Genomic DNA, 15,484 nt, shown 5'->3' with positions numbered 1-15,484 from the left:
TCGCGGAATGAGGAGAGTGAAATGGCCTGGAAAACCCTCGACGAGATCGACCTTGCGGGCAAGGTCGTGCTGGTGCGCGTCGATATCAACGTGCCGGTCGAGAACGGTGTGGTGACCGATGCGACACGGATCGAGAAGATCGTGCCCACGGTGAAGGACATCCTCGCCAAGGGCGGCAAGCCGGTGCTTCTGGCCCATTTCGGCCGCCCGAAGGGACAGGTCGTGCCAGAGATGAGCCTGCGCCCGCTCGTGCCGACGCTGGAAAAGGCGCTTGGCGTGCATGTGATCTTCGCCGAGGACTGCATCGGCACGCCGGCGAAGAAGGCCGTGGCCGCGATGCAGCCGGGCGAAGTCGTGCTGCTCGAGAACACCCGCTTCCACGCCGGCGAGGAGAAGAACGACCCCGAACTCAGCGCGGCGATGGCGGCGCTTGGCCAGGTCTATGTGAACGATGCCTTCTCGGCCGCGCACCGCGCCCACAGCTCGACCGAGGGCGTGGCGCATATCCTGCCCTCGGCCGCCGGGCGACTGATGGAAGCCGAGCTGAAGGCGCTCGAGGCGGCGCTTGGCAACCCGGTGCGGCCGGTGACCGCGGTCGTCGGCGGGGCCAAGGTCTCGACCAAGCTCGACCTGCTCGGCAATCTGGTGAGCAAGGTCGAATATCTGGTGATCGGCGGCGGCATGGCGAACACATTCCTCGTCGCGCAGGGCATCGACGTGGGCAAGTCGCTCGCCGAGCATGACATGGCCGAGACCGCGAAGACGATTCTCGCCAAGGCCGCCGATGCCGGCTGCCGCGTGGTGCTGCCCGCCGACGTGGTGGTGGCGCGCGAGTTCAAGGCGGGCGCCGCGAACGAGGTGGTGGCGGCCGATGCCTGCCCCGCCGATGCGATGATCCTCGATGCCGGCCCGAAGGCGGTCGCCGAGATCTGCAAGGTCTTCGAGGCCTCGAAGACGCTGATCTGGAACGGCCCGCTCGGCGCCTTCGAGATCGCGCCCTTCGACGCGGCGACGAATGCGGCGGCGCGGAAGGCGGCCGAGCTGACGAAGGCCGGCGCGCTGGTTTCGGTCGCGGGCGGCGGCGACACCGTCGCGGCGCTGAACAAGGCCGGCGTCGCCGCCGATTTCAGCTATATCTCGACCGCCGGCGGGGCCTTCCTCGAATGGATGGAAGGCAAGGAACTGCCCGGCGTTGCGGCACTGATGAAATGACAAAGGGCGGCCTTCGGGCCGCCCTTCCCCTGTCTGGCCCCTGTTAGCGTTCTCAGAATTGCGCGACGGGGGACATGGGGTTATCCGGGGACCAAGGCCGGGGAACCGGCGCAACCAGCTTGCATGGAGACCATGATGGCGAACGCGAAAATGCTCGAACAGATGAAGAAGGGGCAGGGTTTCATCGCCGCGCTCGACCAGTCGGGTGGCTCGACGCCGAAGGCGCTGAAGCTCTATGGCGTGAACGAGGACGCCTATTCGAACGAGACCGAGATGTACGACATGATCCACGCGATGCGCTCGCGGATCATCAAGTCGCCCGCCTTCACCGGCGAGAAGGTGATCGGCGCGATCCTGTTCGAACAGACCATGGACCGCACCATCGACGGTCTGCCGACCGCCACCTTCCTGTGGGAAAAGCGCGGCGTCGTGCCCTTCCTGAAGATCGACAAGGGGCTCGAGGCCGAGGCCAAGGGCTGCCAGATGCTGAAGCCGATCCCGGGCCTCGAGGCGCTGCTCGACCGCGCTGCCGCTGCCGGCATCTTCGGCACCAAGGAACGCTCGGTGATCTCGGCGGCGAATGTCGAGGGCATCCGTGAGGTCGTGGCGCAGCAGTTCGAGCTGGGCAAGACCGTGATCGCGCATGGTCTGATGCCGATCATCGAACCGGAAGTGACGATCTCGATCGCCGACAAGGCCGATGCCGAGGCGATCCTGCTCGAGGCGATCCTCGAACAGCTCGAAGGGCTCGAGGACGGCAAGACGGTGATGCTGAAGCTGAGCCTGCCGACGATCCCGAACTTCTACAAGCCGCTCGTCGATCACCCGAAGGTGCTGAAGGTGGTGGCGCTGTCGGGCGGCTATCCGCGCGACGAGGCGAACCGGATCCTCGCGCAGAACCAGGGCATGATCGCCTCGTTCAGCCGCGCGCTGACCGAGGGGCTGAGCGCGCAGCAGTCGGATGCGGAATTCGATGCGGCGCTCGGCGCGGCGATCGACAGCATCTACAAGGCCTCGATCGCCTGATCGCCGTCTGCGGCAACATGTCGTGTCGCCCCGCGGCACCGGCCGGGCTCCCTTTTGGGGGCCCGTTTCGTTTTCGCCCCACCCGGCCGGACAGGTCAGAAAAAGCAAGCCTTTCCCCACTTTTCTGGGATTCACAATCGGCTGCGGCTGTGGCATGATCCGAAGATCGCCCGACAAGAGGCGGATGCGCCGGGGCACCCCGGGGGACAGAGGCAGCAGCATGTTTCACAAACGCCCCGCCGTCGGGCCTTTCATCTTCTTCTCGATCGCCGTCGTGCTCGGCCTCTATTTCACCTTTGCCGCGGTGCAGGGCTCCTACGGCATCTTCCGCCGGGTGCAGATCGAGGCCGAGATCGACCAGATGACCACCGAGCGCGACGCCTTGCGCGCCGAGGCCGAGCGGATGGCCAACCTGACGCACCGGCTGTCGGACGATTACCTCGACCTCGACCTTCTCGACGAGCGTGCGCGCGAGGTGCTGGGCACCGTGCGCCGCGACGAGATCGTCATCCGCTGAGCCTCTCCTTTTCGCGTCACGGCCATGCCCCCGCCTGCGGGCCGGGCTGACGCATGTGCGATTGCATCCCCATCCGCCTTGTTGTATGAAATGGTTTAACGTTGAACTATTTTCTGCGCAGGGGAGGAAGCCGGATGGCGACTCGCAAGACCCCCGAGACGGCCGCCGTGGACGGTGCCAATGTCTCGAAGGACGATCTTCTGAAATACTATCGTGAAATGCTGCTGATCCGCCGGTTCGAGGAGAAGGCGGGCCAGCTCTACGGCATGGGGCTGATCGGCGGGTTCTGCCATCTCTACATCGGCCAGGAGGCGGTCGTCGTCGGGCTCGAGGCGGCGGCGAAAGAGGGCGACAAGCGCGTCACCTCGTACCGCGACCACGGCCACATGCTGGCCTGCGGCATGGACCCGAAGGGCGTGATGGCCGAGCTGACCGGGCGCGAGGGCGGCTACAGCCGCGGCAAGGGCGGCTCGATGCACATGTTCTCGAAGGAGCGCCATTTCTACGGCGGCCACGGCATCGTCGGCGCGCAGGTGCCGATCGGCGCGGGGCTTGCCTTCTCGGACAAGTACAAGGGCAATGACAACGTCACCTTCGCCTATTTCGGCGATGGCGCGGCGAACCAGGGGCAGGTCTACGAGACCTACAACATGGCCGAGCTGTGGAGCCTGCCGGTGGTCTTCGTGATCGAGAACAACCAATATGCCATGGGCACCTCGGTCAAGCGCTCGACCAAGTCGACGACGCTCTACGGCCGCGGCGTGGCCTTCGGCATCCCGGGCGAGCAGGTCGACGGCATGGATGTGCTGGCGGTGAAGGCGGCGGGCGAGAAGGCGGTGGCGCACTGCCGCGCCGGCAACGGCCCCTACATCCTCGAGATGATGACCTATCGCTATCGCGGCCACTCGATGTCGGACCCGGCGAAATACCGCACCCGCGAAGAGGTGCAGAAGATCCGCGACGAGCATGACGCGATCGAACATGTGCGCGAGTTGCTGATCTCGGGCGGGCACGCGACCGAGGACGACCTGAAGGCGATCGACAAGGAGATCAAGGCGACCGTCAGCGACGCTGCCGAATTCGCCAAGGAAAGCCCGGAACCCGCACTGAGCGAGCTCTGGACCGACATCTACGCCTGAGGGAGACTGACAATGGCAACTGAAATCCTGATGCCCGCGCTCTCTCCGACGATGGAAGAGGGCACGCTTGCGAAATGGCTGGTGAAGGAGGGCGACAGCGTCACCTCCGGCCAGATCCTCGCCGAAATCGAGACCGACAAGGCGACGATGGAATTCGAGGCGGTGGACGAGGGCACGATCGCGAAGATCCTGGTGCCCGAGGGCACCGCCGGGGTGAAGGTGAACACTCCGATCGCGGTGCTGGCCGACGAGGGCGAAAGCGCCGCCGATGCGGTGCAGAGCGCCGCCGCCCCTGTGGCCGCGGCCCCTGCCCCGGTCGCGGCCGTGGCCGCCGCGCCCGCCGAGGCGCCCGCGGCGCCGGTCTCGAAGGCCTCGGCCGACTGGCCCGAAGGCACGCCGATGAAGACGATGACGGTGCGCGAGGCGCTGCGCGAGGCGATGGCCGAAGAGATGCGCGCCGACGAAAACGTCTATCTGATGGGCGAGGAAGTCGCCGAATATCAGGGCGCCTACAAGATCAGCCAGGGTCTGCTGGACGAGTTCGGCGCGAAGCGGGTGATCGACACGCCGATCACCGAATACGGCTTCACCGGCATCGCCGTCGGCGCGGCCATGGGCGGCCTGCGCCCGATCGTCGAGTTCATGACCTTCAACTTCGCGATGCAGGCGATCGACCACATCATCAACTCGGCGGCGAAGACGCTGTACATGTCCGGCGGCCAGATGGGCTGTCCGATCGTGTTCCGCGGCCCGAACGGCGCGGCGGCGCGCGTCGGCGCCCAGCACAGCCAGGACTATGCCGCCTGGTATGCGATGATCCCGGGGCTGAAGGTGGTGATGCCCTATTCGGCGGCCGATGCGAAGGGCCTGCTGAAGACCGCGATCCGCGATCCGAACCCGGTCGTCTTCCTCGAGAACGAGATCCTCTATGGCCGCAGCTTCGAGGTGCCGGCGCTCGAGGACTTCACCATCCCCTTCGGCAAGGCGCGGATCTGGCGCGAGGGCACCGACGTCACCCTCGTCAGCTTCGGCATCGGCATGGGCCACGCGCTCGAGGCGGCCGAGAAGCTTGCCGCCGAGGGGATCTCGGCCGAGGTGATCGACCTGCGCACGCTGCGCCCGATCGACTATGACACGGTGCTTGCCTCGGTGATGAAGACCAACCGCTGCATCACCGTGGAAGAGGGCTGGCCCGTCGGCGCGATCGGCAACCACCTGTCGGCGGTGATCATGGAGCGTGCCTTCGATTACCTCGACGCGCCGGTGATCAACATCACCGGCAAGGACGTGCCGATGCCCTATGCGGCGAACCTCGAGAAACTGGCGCTCGCGACCTCGGACGATGTCGTCGCGGCGGCGAAGTCTGTCTGCTACCGCTGAGGGGAAAAAGATGGCAACCGAAATCCTGATGCCCGCGCTTTCTCCGACGATGGAGGAAGGCACGCTGTCCAAGTGGCTGAAGAAGGAAGGCGATACGGTCAAATCGGGCGACATCCTCGCCGAGATCGAGACCGACAAGGCGACGATGGAGTTCGAGGCCGTGGATGAAGGTATCCTCGGCAAGATCCTCGTGGCCGAGGGCACGGCCGGGGTGAAGGTGAACACCCCGATCGCGGTGCTGCTGGAAGAGGGCGAAAGCGCCGATGCGCTGCCGGCGGCGAAGGCCGCACCGGCTGCCGCGCCGGTGGCCGAGACCCCTGCCGCAGCGCCCACGCCGGCGGCGGCGCCCGCTCCGGCGGCCCCGGTGGCGGCAGGCAAGCGCATCTTCGCCTCGCCGCTCGCCCGCCGGATTGCTGCCGAGAAGGGGCTCGATCTGGCCGCGCTCTCGGGTTCTGGCCCGCACGGGCGGATCGTGAAGGCGGATGTCGAGGCCGCGGGCGCCGCGCCCAGGGCCGCGGCCCCTGCCCCGGCGGCTGCCGCTGCCCCCGCCGCCGCGGCCCCGGCCGTCTCGGCGAGCGCGGTGGCGAAGCTCTACGAGGGCCGCGCCTATGAAGAAGTCACGCTCGACGGCATGCGCCGCACCATCGCGGCGCGGCTGACCGAGGCGAAGCAGACGATCCCGCATTTCTACCTGCGCCGCGCCGCGCGGATCGACGACCTGCTCGCCTTCCGCGCCGAGCTGAACCGCAAGCTCGAGGGCCGGGGCGTGAAGCTCTCGGTCAACGACTTCATCATCAAGGCCTGTGCGCTGGCGCTGCAGGCGGTGCCGGATGCGAATGCCGTCTGGGCGGGCGACCGGATCCTGAAGATGAAGGCCTCGGACGTGGCGGTGGCCGTGGCGATCGAGGGCGGGCTCTTCACCCCGGTTCTGTTCGACGCCGAGGCGACATCGCTCTCGAAACTGTCGGAGCAGATGAAGGATCTGGCGAAACGCGCCCGTGACCGCAAGCTCGCGCCGCACGAATATCAGGGCGGCAGCTTCGCGATCTCGAACCTCGGCATGTTCGGGATCGAGAATTTCGACGCGGTGATCAACCCGCCGCATGGCGCGATCCTCGCCGTCGGTGCGGGCGTGCGCAAGCCGGTGGTGAATGACGCCGGCGAGATCGAGGTGGCGACGATGATGTCGATGACGCTCTCGGTCGACCACCGGGTGATCGACGGCGCGCTCGGCGCGCAGCTCTTGGCGGCGATTGTCGAGAACCTCGAGAACCCGATCGCGATGCTGGCCTGACCCCCGCGCCCAGAAATGACGAAAAGCCCCCCGTTTCCGGGGGGCTTTTTGTTTTGCCTCAAGGCGCGCCACAATCCCGACCGCTAGGGTTGCACTCGGATGCACTCCTTCGGAAAGGAAACGTCATGGACTGGAAGGCGGAAATTGCGACCATCAAGGCCGAGATGGGGGATTACGCGAAATGCCAGGAAGCCTCGTATCAGGGCTTCGGCGCGCTGCACGGCGCCTCGCTCGCGCCGGGTGCGCTTTCGACCAAGGAAAAGGAACTGATCGCGCTCGCCATCGGCATCGCCCGGCAATGCAGCTATTGCATCGGGCTGCATGTGCAGGCCTGCATTGCGGCGGGCGCGAACCGGGCCGAGATCGAGGAAACGGTGAATGTCAGCGTGCTGATGGGCGGCGGGCCGTCGATGATGTACGGGGTCAAGGCGCTCGAGGCCTTTGACCAGCTGTCTGCCTGAGGCCAGAGGGGCCGGGCCCCGCCCGGCCTCGCTCCCGGGCCTCAGCCCTCGCAGTTGCAGTTCTTCAGCTGCTGATCCATCCGCACCGCGGGCTGGTCGCAACCGGCTTCGCCGACGATCTTCGCCGGCACGCCGGCGACGGTCTTGCAGCAGGGCACGTCGCTCAGCACCACCGAGCCCGCGGCGATGCGGCTGTTGTCGCCGATGCGGATATTGCCCAGCACCTTCGCCCCCGCGCCGATCAGCACGCCATTGCCGATCTTCGGGTGGCGGTCTTCCTCTTCCTTGCCAGTGCCGCCAAGCGTCACCGAATGGAGCATCGAGACATTGTCGCCCACCACCGCGGTCTCGCCGATCACGATCGAATGGGCGTGGTCGATCATCACGCCTTTGCCGATCCGGGCCGCCGGGTGGATGTCGACGCCGAACATCTCGGAGGTGCGCATCTGCACGAAATAGGCCATGTCGCGCCGGCCTTGCCGCCACAACCAGTGCGAGATCCGGTAGGCCTGCAGCGCCTGATAGCCCTTGAAGAACAGGATCGGCTGCAGGAAGCGGTGGCAGGCCGGGTCACGGTCATAGACCGCCACCAGATCGGCACGCGCCGCACCGCCCAGCCCCGGGTCAGCGCCATAGGCCTCGTCGGCGATCTCGCGCAGGATCTGCTCGCTCATCTCGCCCGAAGCAAGCTTCAGCGAAAAGCGATAGGCAAGCGCACGCTCCATTGTCGGATGGTGCAGAAGCCCGGCATGGATCAGCGCGCCCAGAAGCGGCTCGTCGCGCACGGCATCGCGCGCCTCGTCGCAGATCCGGGTCCAGACCGGATCGACCGCCGTCACCTTCGCGCGCATTTCCGCCATCACCACGCTCCTTCGCCTTCGGGCAAACCTATCACATAGGCCTGCCCACACATAGGGGAAGGCGGCGCCGGAGAAAAGCCCGCAGCGTCAGGGCGCAAGCGCGATCCGCGCGGCAAGACCGGGGCCGAACACATCCGAGACCTGCATCACCTCGACGGTGAAGGCACCGGTGATCCCGTCCGCCGCCGCCTGCGCCAGGCTGTAGCTCCAGGCGGGCATGCCCACCGTGGCCTGCCGGCGCATCGCCGTGCCCTCGCTCACCCGCACCAGGTAAAGCTCGGAGGCTTCGCCCAGCGGCACCTCATAGCCGTCCCAGCTGTCGCCGTCGATCCGCGTCCGCCGGACCCAGCTCAGATCCCAGCCCGCGGCCCCCCGCGCCGCGCGCAGATGGCACGGGCTGAGCGGGCGCAACCCCGCGCCGCGAAACGCCAGCACCTCATGCACATAGGACGGATCGTCATAGCCGCGCCGCGCCGATCCGATCCGGTAGTGCCGCGCCAGCCCCCGGGCCGAGGCCGCAAGCAGGATCTGCTCGGGCGCCTCATCGAGCAACACCACCGTGCTGCCGGCAGGCCAGACCTCGGGCATCAGCGCGTCGGTGCCGAGCTGCCCGCGCAGCCGCAGCGACAGATCCCAGACATTGGTCAGCACCGGCGTCGCCGTGGCGAATTGCAAAAGCTCCCAGCCCTCGGCGCTGCCATCCCCGATCGCCAGCAGGTTCGCCCCCGAAAGCAGCCGCGTCCTGCTGACCGACTCGAGATCGCCGCCGACCATCCGCACCCGCAAGGCCGGCCCCCGGTCCCACAGCCCCGGCCGCGCTGCCGGCAGCGTGCTCAGCGTCTCGCCGATCACCGCCCGCGCCGAGAGCGTGGCGTTGAGCGTATAGCCCTCGTCCTCGATCGAGGAATAGACGGCAACGGTGCCCGGCCAGGGCGTCGCGGTCACCGCCAGATGCGGAGCCTGGGGATCTTCCATCCCCGTCATCAGCGGCAGGTCGAGAAAGACCGGCGTCACCGGCACCGGCGCAGCGAAGGGACGCGGAACCACCCGCTCCTCGACCTCGTCCGAGGGCTGATAGATCGCGGGCTCCACCCGCACCGCCTCGACCGAGATCACGCCCGCCTGTTCCAGCCGGTCGAGCCGGTAGCGCCGCGCGCCCTCGGGCGTCTCGAGCGCCACGACGTCCCCCGCGCCCAGATGGCCAAGCGACGGCGGCAGCGAAAACCGCGCCGCGTCGCGTGCCACCCGCGCTTCGGCCAGCCAACGCTCGGCAAGCCCCTGCGCCTGTGCCCGGGTGAGCGCGAGCGACAGCTCCGATCCAGAGACCGCGCCATCTTCCTCGTCGGGGAACAGCGCCTCGGCCACTGCGGCCTCGAAATCGCCATCGGCCTCGACATAGGTCAGCCGCACCCGCCCCGCCATCTCGGCCGCGGGGGCGCGGCTCGTTTCGATCACTGCGTCGCTCTCCGTGCCAAGCGCCAGCCTGTCGCCGTCAAGCTGCGCCGCAACGCGGCCGTCCCGCATCCGGAAGACAAGCCGGCCCTCGCGCTCGAGCGCTTCGAAGCCATAGGCCAGCATCAGCGACTGTAGTTGCGCCCGCCCGCTCTCGCCGCCCTCGGGCGCAAAGCCGCGCACCAGCCCGTAAAGCCCGCCGACGTCGATCGCCCTCACCCCGGCGCCCTCGCAGATCTCGGCCACGACACTCGCCAGCGGCTGCGACACCGCGCGGCCGGAAATCCAGTGCCCGCGCGCGTAATTCCCGGCATCGGCCCAAAGATCGGCACGCCCCGGAAAGGCCGGGTAAGGCCGGCTGTCCCAGGCCCAGACATGGGCGCGGCGCATATTGACCATCGGCCCGCGGTAAAGTTCGGAGACCGGGTTGTGCGCCGCCTCGCCCCAATAGCTGACCATGGCGCGCAGGTATTGCATCTGGATCAGCTCGTCGCGCCGCCCGTCCGAGAAATGGGGCAGGCGCGATTCCGAACTTTTCGGATCGAGAAACTTGTTGGGCTGGTTCGTGCCCTTGTCGATCGCGGCACAGCCCATCTCGGTGAACCAGACGGGTTTCGAGCGCGGCACCCAGGCGGTCGCCGCGGCCCTGCGCACGCCCGCCACGCGCTCGTGATGGGCATTCTCCCACCAGCCGCGAATGTCCTTCACCCGCCAGATCCAGGGCTCGCCCCCGTCGCCATCGGTGATCGGCGTGCGGATCTGCGCCGCGCGGTGTTCCTCGGCTGCATAGAACCAGTCGAACCCCTCGCCACCGGCGACATTCGCCTTGAGGTAGTCAAGCGCATAGATCGCACCCCAATCAGCATCGAGATGCTCCTCGCCGTCGCGCCAGTCCGACAACGGCATGTAATTGTCGATGCCGATGAAATCGACGTTCTCGTCGGCCCAGAGCGGATCGAGGTGGAAATAGCGGTCGCCATTGCCCGGGGCATAGCCCGCATATTCCGACCAGTCGGCGGCATAGCTGATCTTGCAGCCGGGCCCGAGGATCGCGCGCACCTCCGCGGCGAGGGTGCGAAAGGCCGCAACCGCCGGAAAGCTGTCACCCGCCCCGCGGATCTGGTTCAGCGCCACCATCTCGGTGCCGATGCAAAAGGCCTCGACCCCGCCCGCCATCGCGCACAGATGCGCGTAATGCAGGATGAAGCGGCGCATCGACCATTCCACCGGCCCCGAGTAGGCAACCGTGCCGTCGCCCGGGGTGAAATCGCCGGGCTGCGCCGCACCGAAGAAGGCCGCCACTTCGGCCTCGGCGGTCAGGCTGCGGTCGGGGCTGCCCGCCCGCCCCGGCGCGACCGACAGCGTGATCCGCCCGCGCCAGGGCAAGACCGGCTGGCTCCCGGCCCCGCTCCAGGGGTCGGGCAACGTGTTGCCCCCGGTCTGCTCCATCAGGATGAAGGGATAGAAGGTCACCGCCTTGCCCGCCGCGCGCAGGGCCATGATTGCCTCGATCACCGCCGCATCGGCGGGCGTGCCGCCATAGATCGACGCGCCGGCGACACGCGGCACTTCCCCGACCTCGGCACGCGACGCCCCCGAGACCTGCCAGCGCATCCCCGTCCCTTCGACCGAGGCATCGGCCACCTTCGGGCGCACCGCGCAGTCGCCGCAGCGCAGATCGCTGCCGAACCAGGACACGACCAGAGACACCGCCTCGCAGGCCGGCAGCTCCTCGTCGAGCGCGGTCAGAGACTGCACGAAATCGGTCCCCCCGCCGGCCGCGTTCTGGTTCACCACCTCGGTCACCGCCCCCGCCCCCGTGCCCGCCTTCTGATAGACCGGCGTCGTCGCCAGCGCGTATTCTCCGGTGCCCGGGATCATCGCCACCGCCCGCAAGCCCCGCACGAGATCGGGCACCGTCTCGATCAGCGCGCCTTGCGCCGGCCGCACCACCTCGAACGAGAACTGCGGCACCCGGTTGCCATAGGGCGACAGCTCCAGATCCTCGAAGACGACATAGGCGATGCCGCGATAGGCCGGCGCGGCACCTGCGCCCTCCACCGCCTCGATCTTCGGATCGGGCAGCTGGTCCTCGGAGCCGGTGTAGACGCGCATGACCACGCTGCCCGGCTCGATCTCGATCCCGTCCGCCCAGACCCGTCCCACGCGCAGGATCTCGCCCTCGCACAGCGCGATCGCAAGGCTCACCGAATAGCTGTAGCTGGTGGTGGTGACCTTCGGCGCGCCCTTGCCGCGTTTCTTCGTCTTCTTCGTCTCGAAGAAACGGGTGGCCCAGATCACCTGCCCGCCAACCCGCATCCGCCCCCAGATACGGCCAACCGGCGCGCCCTCGCTCGCGCTCGACAGCCGCAGCCGGTCGACTCGCCCGGTCTCCACCCGCTGCGATCCGATCCCCAGCAGCCGCTGGTCGATCACCTGTCCAAGCGTCGCCCCGATCGCCCGCCCGATCACCGCGCCCGACAGGCCGACAATCGTGCCACCAAACCCCGCCCCGACCATCCCGCCCACGGCGGAAAGCAACAGCGTCGCCATCAGAGGCCTCCCTCAGAAAACTGAAACCGCGCCACGATCCGCCGGCCCCAGGGGCGCGACAGCGGGCTCTCGATCACCCCGTGGCCGCTGTAGGCATGCACGAAGCTCGCTCCCGCCCCGACCCTGGCCGCGATGCCCAGATGCTTGGCCACGCCGCCCGCGCGCAGCCGGAACAGGATCACCTCGCCCGGCCGCTCGGGCAGGCTCCCCGCCTCCTCCGACAGCGCGATCAGATGCCGTCGCGCCGCCGCCCAAAGCCGCTCCTCGCGCACGGGCTCCGACCAGTCTGGCGTATAGGGCGGCACGGGTTCCGGCTCGCCCCCGTAAAGCTCGCGCCAGATCCCGCGCAAAAGGCCAAGGCAATCGCTGCCCGCCCCCTCGACCGAGGCCTGATGCAGATAGGGCGTCCCGATCCAACGCCGCGCGATCGCCACCGCCTGTTCGCCTACCGTCACCGGAACAGGCTCCCGCCGTCATTGCTGCCGCCCTCGACCGGATAGGAGACCAGCCAGTCCTCCCCCGGGATATGCGGGAACCCCCTGAAATTCCTGAAATTGTCGAATTTCAGCCGGCAGGTGTCGGCGCGCCGATCACAGCCCGGATCGAGCCGCAGCCGGTCGCCGGGCGCGACCTCGGCGCCCAGCCCCTGCCACAGTTCGACCACCCGCGCCCCCGTGCCCTGCACCCGGTCGTTCTTGATCACGCCGACCAACCCCGCCGCCGCCCCGCTCAGCACCCGAAACCGGCCCTTCTCGAACCAGCGGTCCTCGAAGCCCGCAACCGCGGCAAAGCGGAACACCCGCCCCTCCTCGACCGTCTCGGCGGCAATCTCGAGCCCGTAGCCGTTCCTCTCCAGATCGAAGCGGCATTTCGCATCGCCCAGCACCGCCGAGCAGCGCGGGTGATAGATCCGCCCGCGCTCGGCCGACAGCGCCTCGGTCAGCCCGCGCAGCTCGGCACGGAAGGCGCCCGCCCCGCGCGTCACCTCGCCGATCGTGCCGCGAAAGGTCTCGGCCCGGATCGTCACATCCGCCCAGTCGACGATCCAGGCCCGCACCTCGGCGCCGTCATAGCGCCCGGCCAGCAGCTCCGCCTCCGAGATCGCCTCCGAGCTCAGCGCGCCATAGCCCTCGCTGTTGTCGACCGCGAGCCCCGTGCCCTGCACCAGCGCCTTCGCCGTCATGCCGCTGCCGGGTTCGAAGCGGATCCCCTCGAAGGCGAGCGGCCGGTCGTGGTCGGTAAAGCCCAGCACCCGCCCGTCCTTGCGCAAGATCGCCCAGGCCCGCGCCAGCGTCGTCGCGCCGCCCGCAAGATGCGCCTTCAGCTCCTCGGAATAGGTCATCAGATCCGCACCTCCAGCACCGGCACCTGCGGCAGGTCGCCCGCCCGGAACGACTGCACCGAGACCTGGATCGTGTCGGTGTCGAACCGCACCGGCACGTCGAACTCGAAGCCCGCGGTCACCCGCACCCCCTCGGCCGGCGGGTCGAAGAAGGTGACGATGCCGGTGGCGGTGTCGATCTCGAAATGCACCGCCTCGGCCTGGCTGTCGCCCTGCACCCCGACGACGACCGTCCCCGCCACCGGCTTGGTGATCGGCCGCACGTAATCGACACCGCCCGAGCTGTAGGTCTTCTTCAGCCCGAAGGCCGCGGTCACCCCGTCGCCGGTGCCAATCAGCTGATCCTCGAAGCGCGGCGCGCGCGAGGCCGGACAACTCTTGTAATCGGCCCAGTCCTTCCAGCGAAAGCCATGCAGCTGCCCGGCCCGCGCCTCGAAGAAGGCGATCAGCCGCTCGACGTCATCGAGGCTGCGCAGCCCCACCCCCGCGTCATAGCGCCGGCGCGAATGCGCCCAGGGGGTGTTGCGCTCCTCGAACCCGTTCGCCAGCGTGACGATCTCGGTGCGCCGCTCGGGCCCGCCGACCGAGCCGAAGCTCAGGTTCGCGGGAAAGCGGATCTCGTGAAAGGCCATCTGCCCCTCCTCAGCTGTTGCGGCTGCCGCGCGCGAGCGCGCGGTTGATCTGCGCCGCGATCTGGCTCTGGCTGCGGGCAAAGCCCGCGACATCGGGCGTGGTCACGTTCATCACCACGCTGACCGTGCGCCCGCCGCCGCCCGCCTGCACGCCAAGCCGCCCGTCCGCACCGCGCGCGAGCGGCAAGATCGCCTCGGGCCCGGCCTCGCCCATCAGCCCCGCCCCGCCGCGCATCGGGAAGGAAACCGGGCTGCTCACCACGCCGCCCCTGGCGAAGGGCATCACCCGCCCCTGGCTGAAGGCCGCGCCATTCGCGAAGGGCAAAATCCCGCTCAGCAGCCCGTTCACCCCCTCGGCAATCGCCGAGCCAAGCGCGTTCTGCACCGGCCGCAGCGCGACCGAATAGGCGCTGGCCGAGATCGTCTGCGCCACCTCGCTCAGCGCGTCCGACAGCTTCATCCCGTCGAAGATCAGCCCGTCGAAGGCGCGCCGCAGCCCGCGTCCGATGCTGCTCGACAAGGTCGAGACCTCGCGCCCGGTGTAGACCATGCTCTCCCGCATCCGCAAAAGCTCGCCGCCAAAGCTCGCTGCCACCGCCTCGGCACCGCCAAGGTTGCGCTCGAGATCGGCCGCCTGCGCGCTCAGCGCATCAAGGCTGTCCATCTGCATCCCCCTCTCGCTTCGGTTTTCCGGGCACGTCCGGCCAGCGCGCCGCCAGCGCCGCCAGTCCCGCCCGCGTCAGCGGCGCCCGCGCCGCCCCCTCGCCCAGCATCAGCGCGAGTTCCGCCGGCGTCAGCGCCCAGAATTCGCGCGGGCGCAGGCCAAGCCCGCGCAGCCCCGCCCGCATCAGCCCGGGCCAGTCAAGCCCGTCCGCACTCACGACGCGCCGGGCACGGTGAAGGCGCGGGCCAGAAGCTCGGCCGCGATCCGCGCCGCCGCCACCGGCCCGCCACCGATCTCGACCGTGCGCAGATCCTCGGCCCGCCCCGCCCAGCCCCCGCCGCGCAGCCCCGCAACCACAAGCGCCAGCACGTCGCGGGTGGAAAACGCGCCGCTCTCGAAGCGCCGCACAAGGTCAAGCATCGTGCCGCCGCCAAGCTCCGCCTCGAGCTCGGCCAGCGCGCCCAGCGTCAGCTTCGCCACCCGCCGCTCGCCGTCGAGAACGACCTCGACCTCTCCCGCCCAGGGGTTCGCCATCACAGCGCCGTAAAGCTCAGCGCTCCGGCCGAGGCGAGGCTCAGCTCATAGGTCGCCTCGCCGTTGTGACTGCCCGCATAGTCGATCGAGGCAATCATGAACGGCCCCTCGACGATGCCGAAATCCGGGATGATGACCTGGAAATCCGGGGCCTCGCCGTCGAAGAAGATCTGCCGCGCGCGCTCGTCCGTCGCCGCGTCGCGAAACACCCCCGAGCCGCTGATCGCGGCCGAACGCACGCCCGCGCCGCCCAGAAGCTCGCGCCAGCCGCCCTGGCTTTCCAGCGAGGTCACGTCGACCGTCTCGGCGTTGAAGCTGATCCGCGTCGCGCGCAGCCCAGCGATGGTCTCGAATGCGCCCGCCCCGGTCAGGTCGAGCTTGATCAGAAGGTCCTTGCCGTTCTGTGCCGCCATTTTCG

16 protein-coding genes are annotated in these 15,484 nt (G+C 68.6%); 7 read left to right on the top strand and 9 right to left on the bottom strand.

Features of this window, described 5'->3' with window-relative positions; all coding sequences use genetic code 11:
• The first annotated feature begins 21 nt into the window (after nucleotides 1–21).
• From EOW66_RS16235 to EOW66_RS16205, 7 genes are all read left to right on the top strand, one after another.
• Nucleotides 22–1,212, top strand: coding sequence for a phosphoglycerate kinase (locus EOW66_RS16235; protein ID WP_128157331.1), 1,191 nt, complete (start codon nucleotides 22–24; stop codon nucleotides 1,210–1,212).
• Between the two features lie 135 nt (nucleotides 1,213–1,347).
• Nucleotides 1,348–2,238: a fructose bisphosphate aldolase gene (locus EOW66_RS16230; protein WP_113898885.1), complete on the top strand. Its 891-nt coding sequence runs from the start codon at nucleotides 1,348–1,350 to the stop codon at nucleotides 2,236–2,238.
• A 220-nt stretch (nucleotides 2,239–2,458) separates the two neighbouring features.
• Complete coding sequence (locus EOW66_RS16225) at nucleotides 2,459–2,755, top strand: FtsB family cell division protein (RefSeq protein WP_128157330.1); 297 nt, start codon at nucleotides 2,459–2,461, stop codon at nucleotides 2,753–2,755.
• Nucleotides 2,756–2,889: 134 nt separating this feature from the next.
• Nucleotides 2,890–3,894 (top strand): pyruvate dehydrogenase (acetyl-transferring) E1 component subunit alpha, encoded by a 1,005-nt coding sequence (pdhA, locus tag EOW66_RS16220; RefSeq protein ID WP_113898792.1) that lies wholly within the window; start codon nucleotides 2,890–2,892, stop codon nucleotides 3,892–3,894.
• 12 nt (nucleotides 3,895–3,906) lie between these two features.
• On the top strand, nucleotides 3,907–5,274 hold the full coding sequence (locus tag EOW66_RS16215; protein WP_128157329.1) for a pyruvate dehydrogenase complex E1 component subunit beta: 1,368 nt from the start codon (nucleotides 3,907–3,909) through the stop codon (nucleotides 5,272–5,274).
• Between the two features lie 10 nt (nucleotides 5,275–5,284).
• Complete coding sequence (locus EOW66_RS16210) at nucleotides 5,285–6,568, top strand: pyruvate dehydrogenase complex dihydrolipoamide acetyltransferase (RefSeq protein ID WP_128157328.1); 1,284 nt, start codon at nucleotides 5,285–5,287, stop codon at nucleotides 6,566–6,568.
• Between the two features lie 125 nt (nucleotides 6,569–6,693).
• Nucleotides 6,694–7,029 carry a carboxymuconolactone decarboxylase family protein gene (locus EOW66_RS16205; RefSeq protein ID WP_128157327.1) on the top strand — a complete coding sequence of 112 codons (336 nt, stop codon included), beginning with the start codon at nucleotides 6,694–6,696 and terminating at the stop codon, nucleotides 7,027–7,029.
• A 41-nt stretch (nucleotides 7,030–7,070) separates the two neighbouring features.
• On the opposite strand, the gene cysE is transcribed toward EOW66_RS16205, so the two are convergent.
• The 9 genes from cysE to EOW66_RS16160 all read right to left on the bottom strand — a co-directional run bounded on the left by cysE (nucleotide 7,071) and on the right by EOW66_RS16160 (nucleotide 15,479).
• On the bottom strand, nucleotides 7,071–7,889 hold the full coding sequence (gene cysE / locus EOW66_RS16200; RefSeq protein WP_128157326.1) for a serine O-acetyltransferase: 819 nt from the start codon (nucleotides 7,887–7,889) through the stop codon (nucleotides 7,071–7,073).
• A gap of 87 nt (nucleotides 7,890–7,976) precedes the next feature.
• Nucleotides 7,977–11,894: a baseplate multidomain protein megatron gene (locus EOW66_RS16195; protein WP_128157325.1), complete on the bottom strand. Its 3,918-nt coding sequence runs from the start codon at nucleotides 11,892–11,894 to the stop codon at nucleotides 7,977–7,979.
• A complete protein-coding gene (locus EOW66_RS16190; RefSeq protein WP_128157324.1) occupies nucleotides 11,894–12,349 on the bottom strand; it encodes a peptidase in 456 nt (151 codons plus the stop codon). Before EOW66_RS16190 ends, EOW66_RS16195 begins: the two co-directional genes overlap by 1 nt.
• Nucleotides 12,346–13,236, bottom strand: coding sequence for a DUF2163 domain-containing protein (locus EOW66_RS16185; protein WP_128157323.1), 891 nt, complete (start codon nucleotides 13,234–13,236; stop codon nucleotides 12,346–12,348). The genes EOW66_RS16190 and EOW66_RS16185 overlap by 4 nt, the downstream gene beginning before the upstream one ends.
• Nucleotides 13,236–13,868 (bottom strand): DUF2460 domain-containing protein, encoded by a 633-nt coding sequence (locus EOW66_RS16180; protein WP_128157322.1) that lies wholly within the window; start codon nucleotides 13,866–13,868, stop codon nucleotides 13,236–13,238. The genes EOW66_RS16185 and EOW66_RS16180 overlap by 1 nt, the downstream gene beginning before the upstream one ends.
• A gap of 10 nt (nucleotides 13,869–13,878) precedes the next feature.
• Nucleotides 13,879–14,532 carry a phage tail tape measure protein gene (locus tag EOW66_RS16175; protein ID WP_128157321.1) on the bottom strand — a complete coding sequence of 218 codons (654 nt, stop codon included), beginning with the start codon at nucleotides 14,530–14,532 and terminating at the stop codon, nucleotides 13,879–13,881.
• Nucleotides 14,519–14,749, bottom strand: a complete 231-nt coding sequence (locus EOW66_RS16170; RefSeq protein WP_275402050.1) for a rcc01693 family protein — start codon at nucleotides 14,747–14,749, stop codon at nucleotides 14,519–14,521. The genes EOW66_RS16175 and EOW66_RS16170 overlap by 14 nt, the downstream gene beginning before the upstream one ends.
• Nucleotides 14,746–15,066, bottom strand: a complete 321-nt coding sequence (locus tag EOW66_RS16165) for a gene transfer agent family protein (RefSeq protein ID WP_128157320.1) — start codon at nucleotides 15,064–15,066, stop codon at nucleotides 14,746–14,748. Before EOW66_RS16165 ends, EOW66_RS16170 begins: the two co-directional genes overlap by 4 nt.
• Complete coding sequence (locus EOW66_RS16160) at nucleotides 15,066–15,479, bottom strand: phage major tail protein, TP901-1 family (RefSeq protein WP_128150311.1); 414 nt, start codon at nucleotides 15,477–15,479, stop codon at nucleotides 15,066–15,068. The genes EOW66_RS16165 and EOW66_RS16160 overlap by 1 nt, the downstream gene beginning before the upstream one ends.
• Nucleotides 15,480–15,484 lie beyond the last annotated feature (5 nt).

Source organism: Paenirhodobacter huangdaonensis, from assembly GCF_004022465.1.
Lineage (GTDB): Bacteria > Pseudomonadota > Alphaproteobacteria > Rhodobacterales > Rhodobacteraceae > Rhodobacter > Rhodobacter huangdaonensis.
Note: the sequence above shows the minus strand (reverse complement) of the source record. Positions and strands in the feature narration are given on the sequence as shown.

Coding starts and splice junctions, on each gene's coding strand:
- EOW66_RS16225 (WP_128157330.1), top strand. CDS start 2,459: ATGTTTCACAAACGCCCCGCCGTCGGGCCTTTCATCTTCTTCTCGATC.
- EOW66_RS16230 (WP_113898885.1), top strand. CDS start 1,348: ATGGCGAACGCGAAAATGCTCGAACAGATGAAGAAGGGGCAGGGTTTC.
- EOW66_RS16210 (WP_128157328.1), top strand. CDS start 5,285: ATGGCAACCGAAATCCTGATGCCCGCGCTTTCTCCGACGATGGAGGAA.
- pdhA (WP_113898792.1), top strand. CDS start 2,890: ATGGCGACTCGCAAGACCCCCGAGACGGCCGCCGTGGACGGTGCCAAT.
- EOW66_RS16195 (WP_128157325.1), bottom strand. CDS start 11,894: ATGGCGACGCTGTTGCTTTCCGCCGTGGGCGGGATGGTCGGGGCGGGG.
- EOW66_RS16235 (WP_128157331.1), top strand. CDS start 22: ATGGCCTGGAAAACCCTCGACGAGATCGACCTTGCGGGCAAGGTCGTG.
- EOW66_RS16165 (WP_128157320.1), bottom strand. CDS start 15,066: ATGGCGAACCCCTGGGCGGGAGAGGTCGAGGTCGTTCTCGACGGCGAG.
- EOW66_RS16185 (WP_128157323.1), bottom strand. CDS start 13,236: ATGACCTATTCCGAGGAGCTGAAGGCGCATCTTGCGGGCGGCGCGACG.
- cysE (WP_128157326.1), bottom strand. CDS start 7,889: ATGGCGGAAATGCGCGCGAAGGTGACGGCGGTCGATCCGGTCTGGACC.
- EOW66_RS16160 (WP_128150311.1), bottom strand. CDS start 15,479: ATGGCGGCACAGAACGGCAAGGACCTTCTGATCAAGCTCGACCTGACC.
- EOW66_RS16205 (WP_128157327.1), top strand. CDS start 6,694: ATGGACTGGAAGGCGGAAATTGCGACCATCAAGGCCGAGATGGGGGAT.
- EOW66_RS16215 (WP_128157329.1), top strand. CDS start 3,907: ATGGCAACTGAAATCCTGATGCCCGCGCTCTCTCCGACGATGGAAGAG.
- EOW66_RS16175 (WP_128157321.1), bottom strand. CDS start 14,532: ATGGACAGCCTTGATGCGCTGAGCGCGCAGGCGGCCGATCTCGAGCGC.
- EOW66_RS16180 (WP_128157322.1), bottom strand. CDS start 13,868: ATGGCCTTTCACGAGATCCGCTTTCCCGCGAACCTGAGCTTCGGCTCG.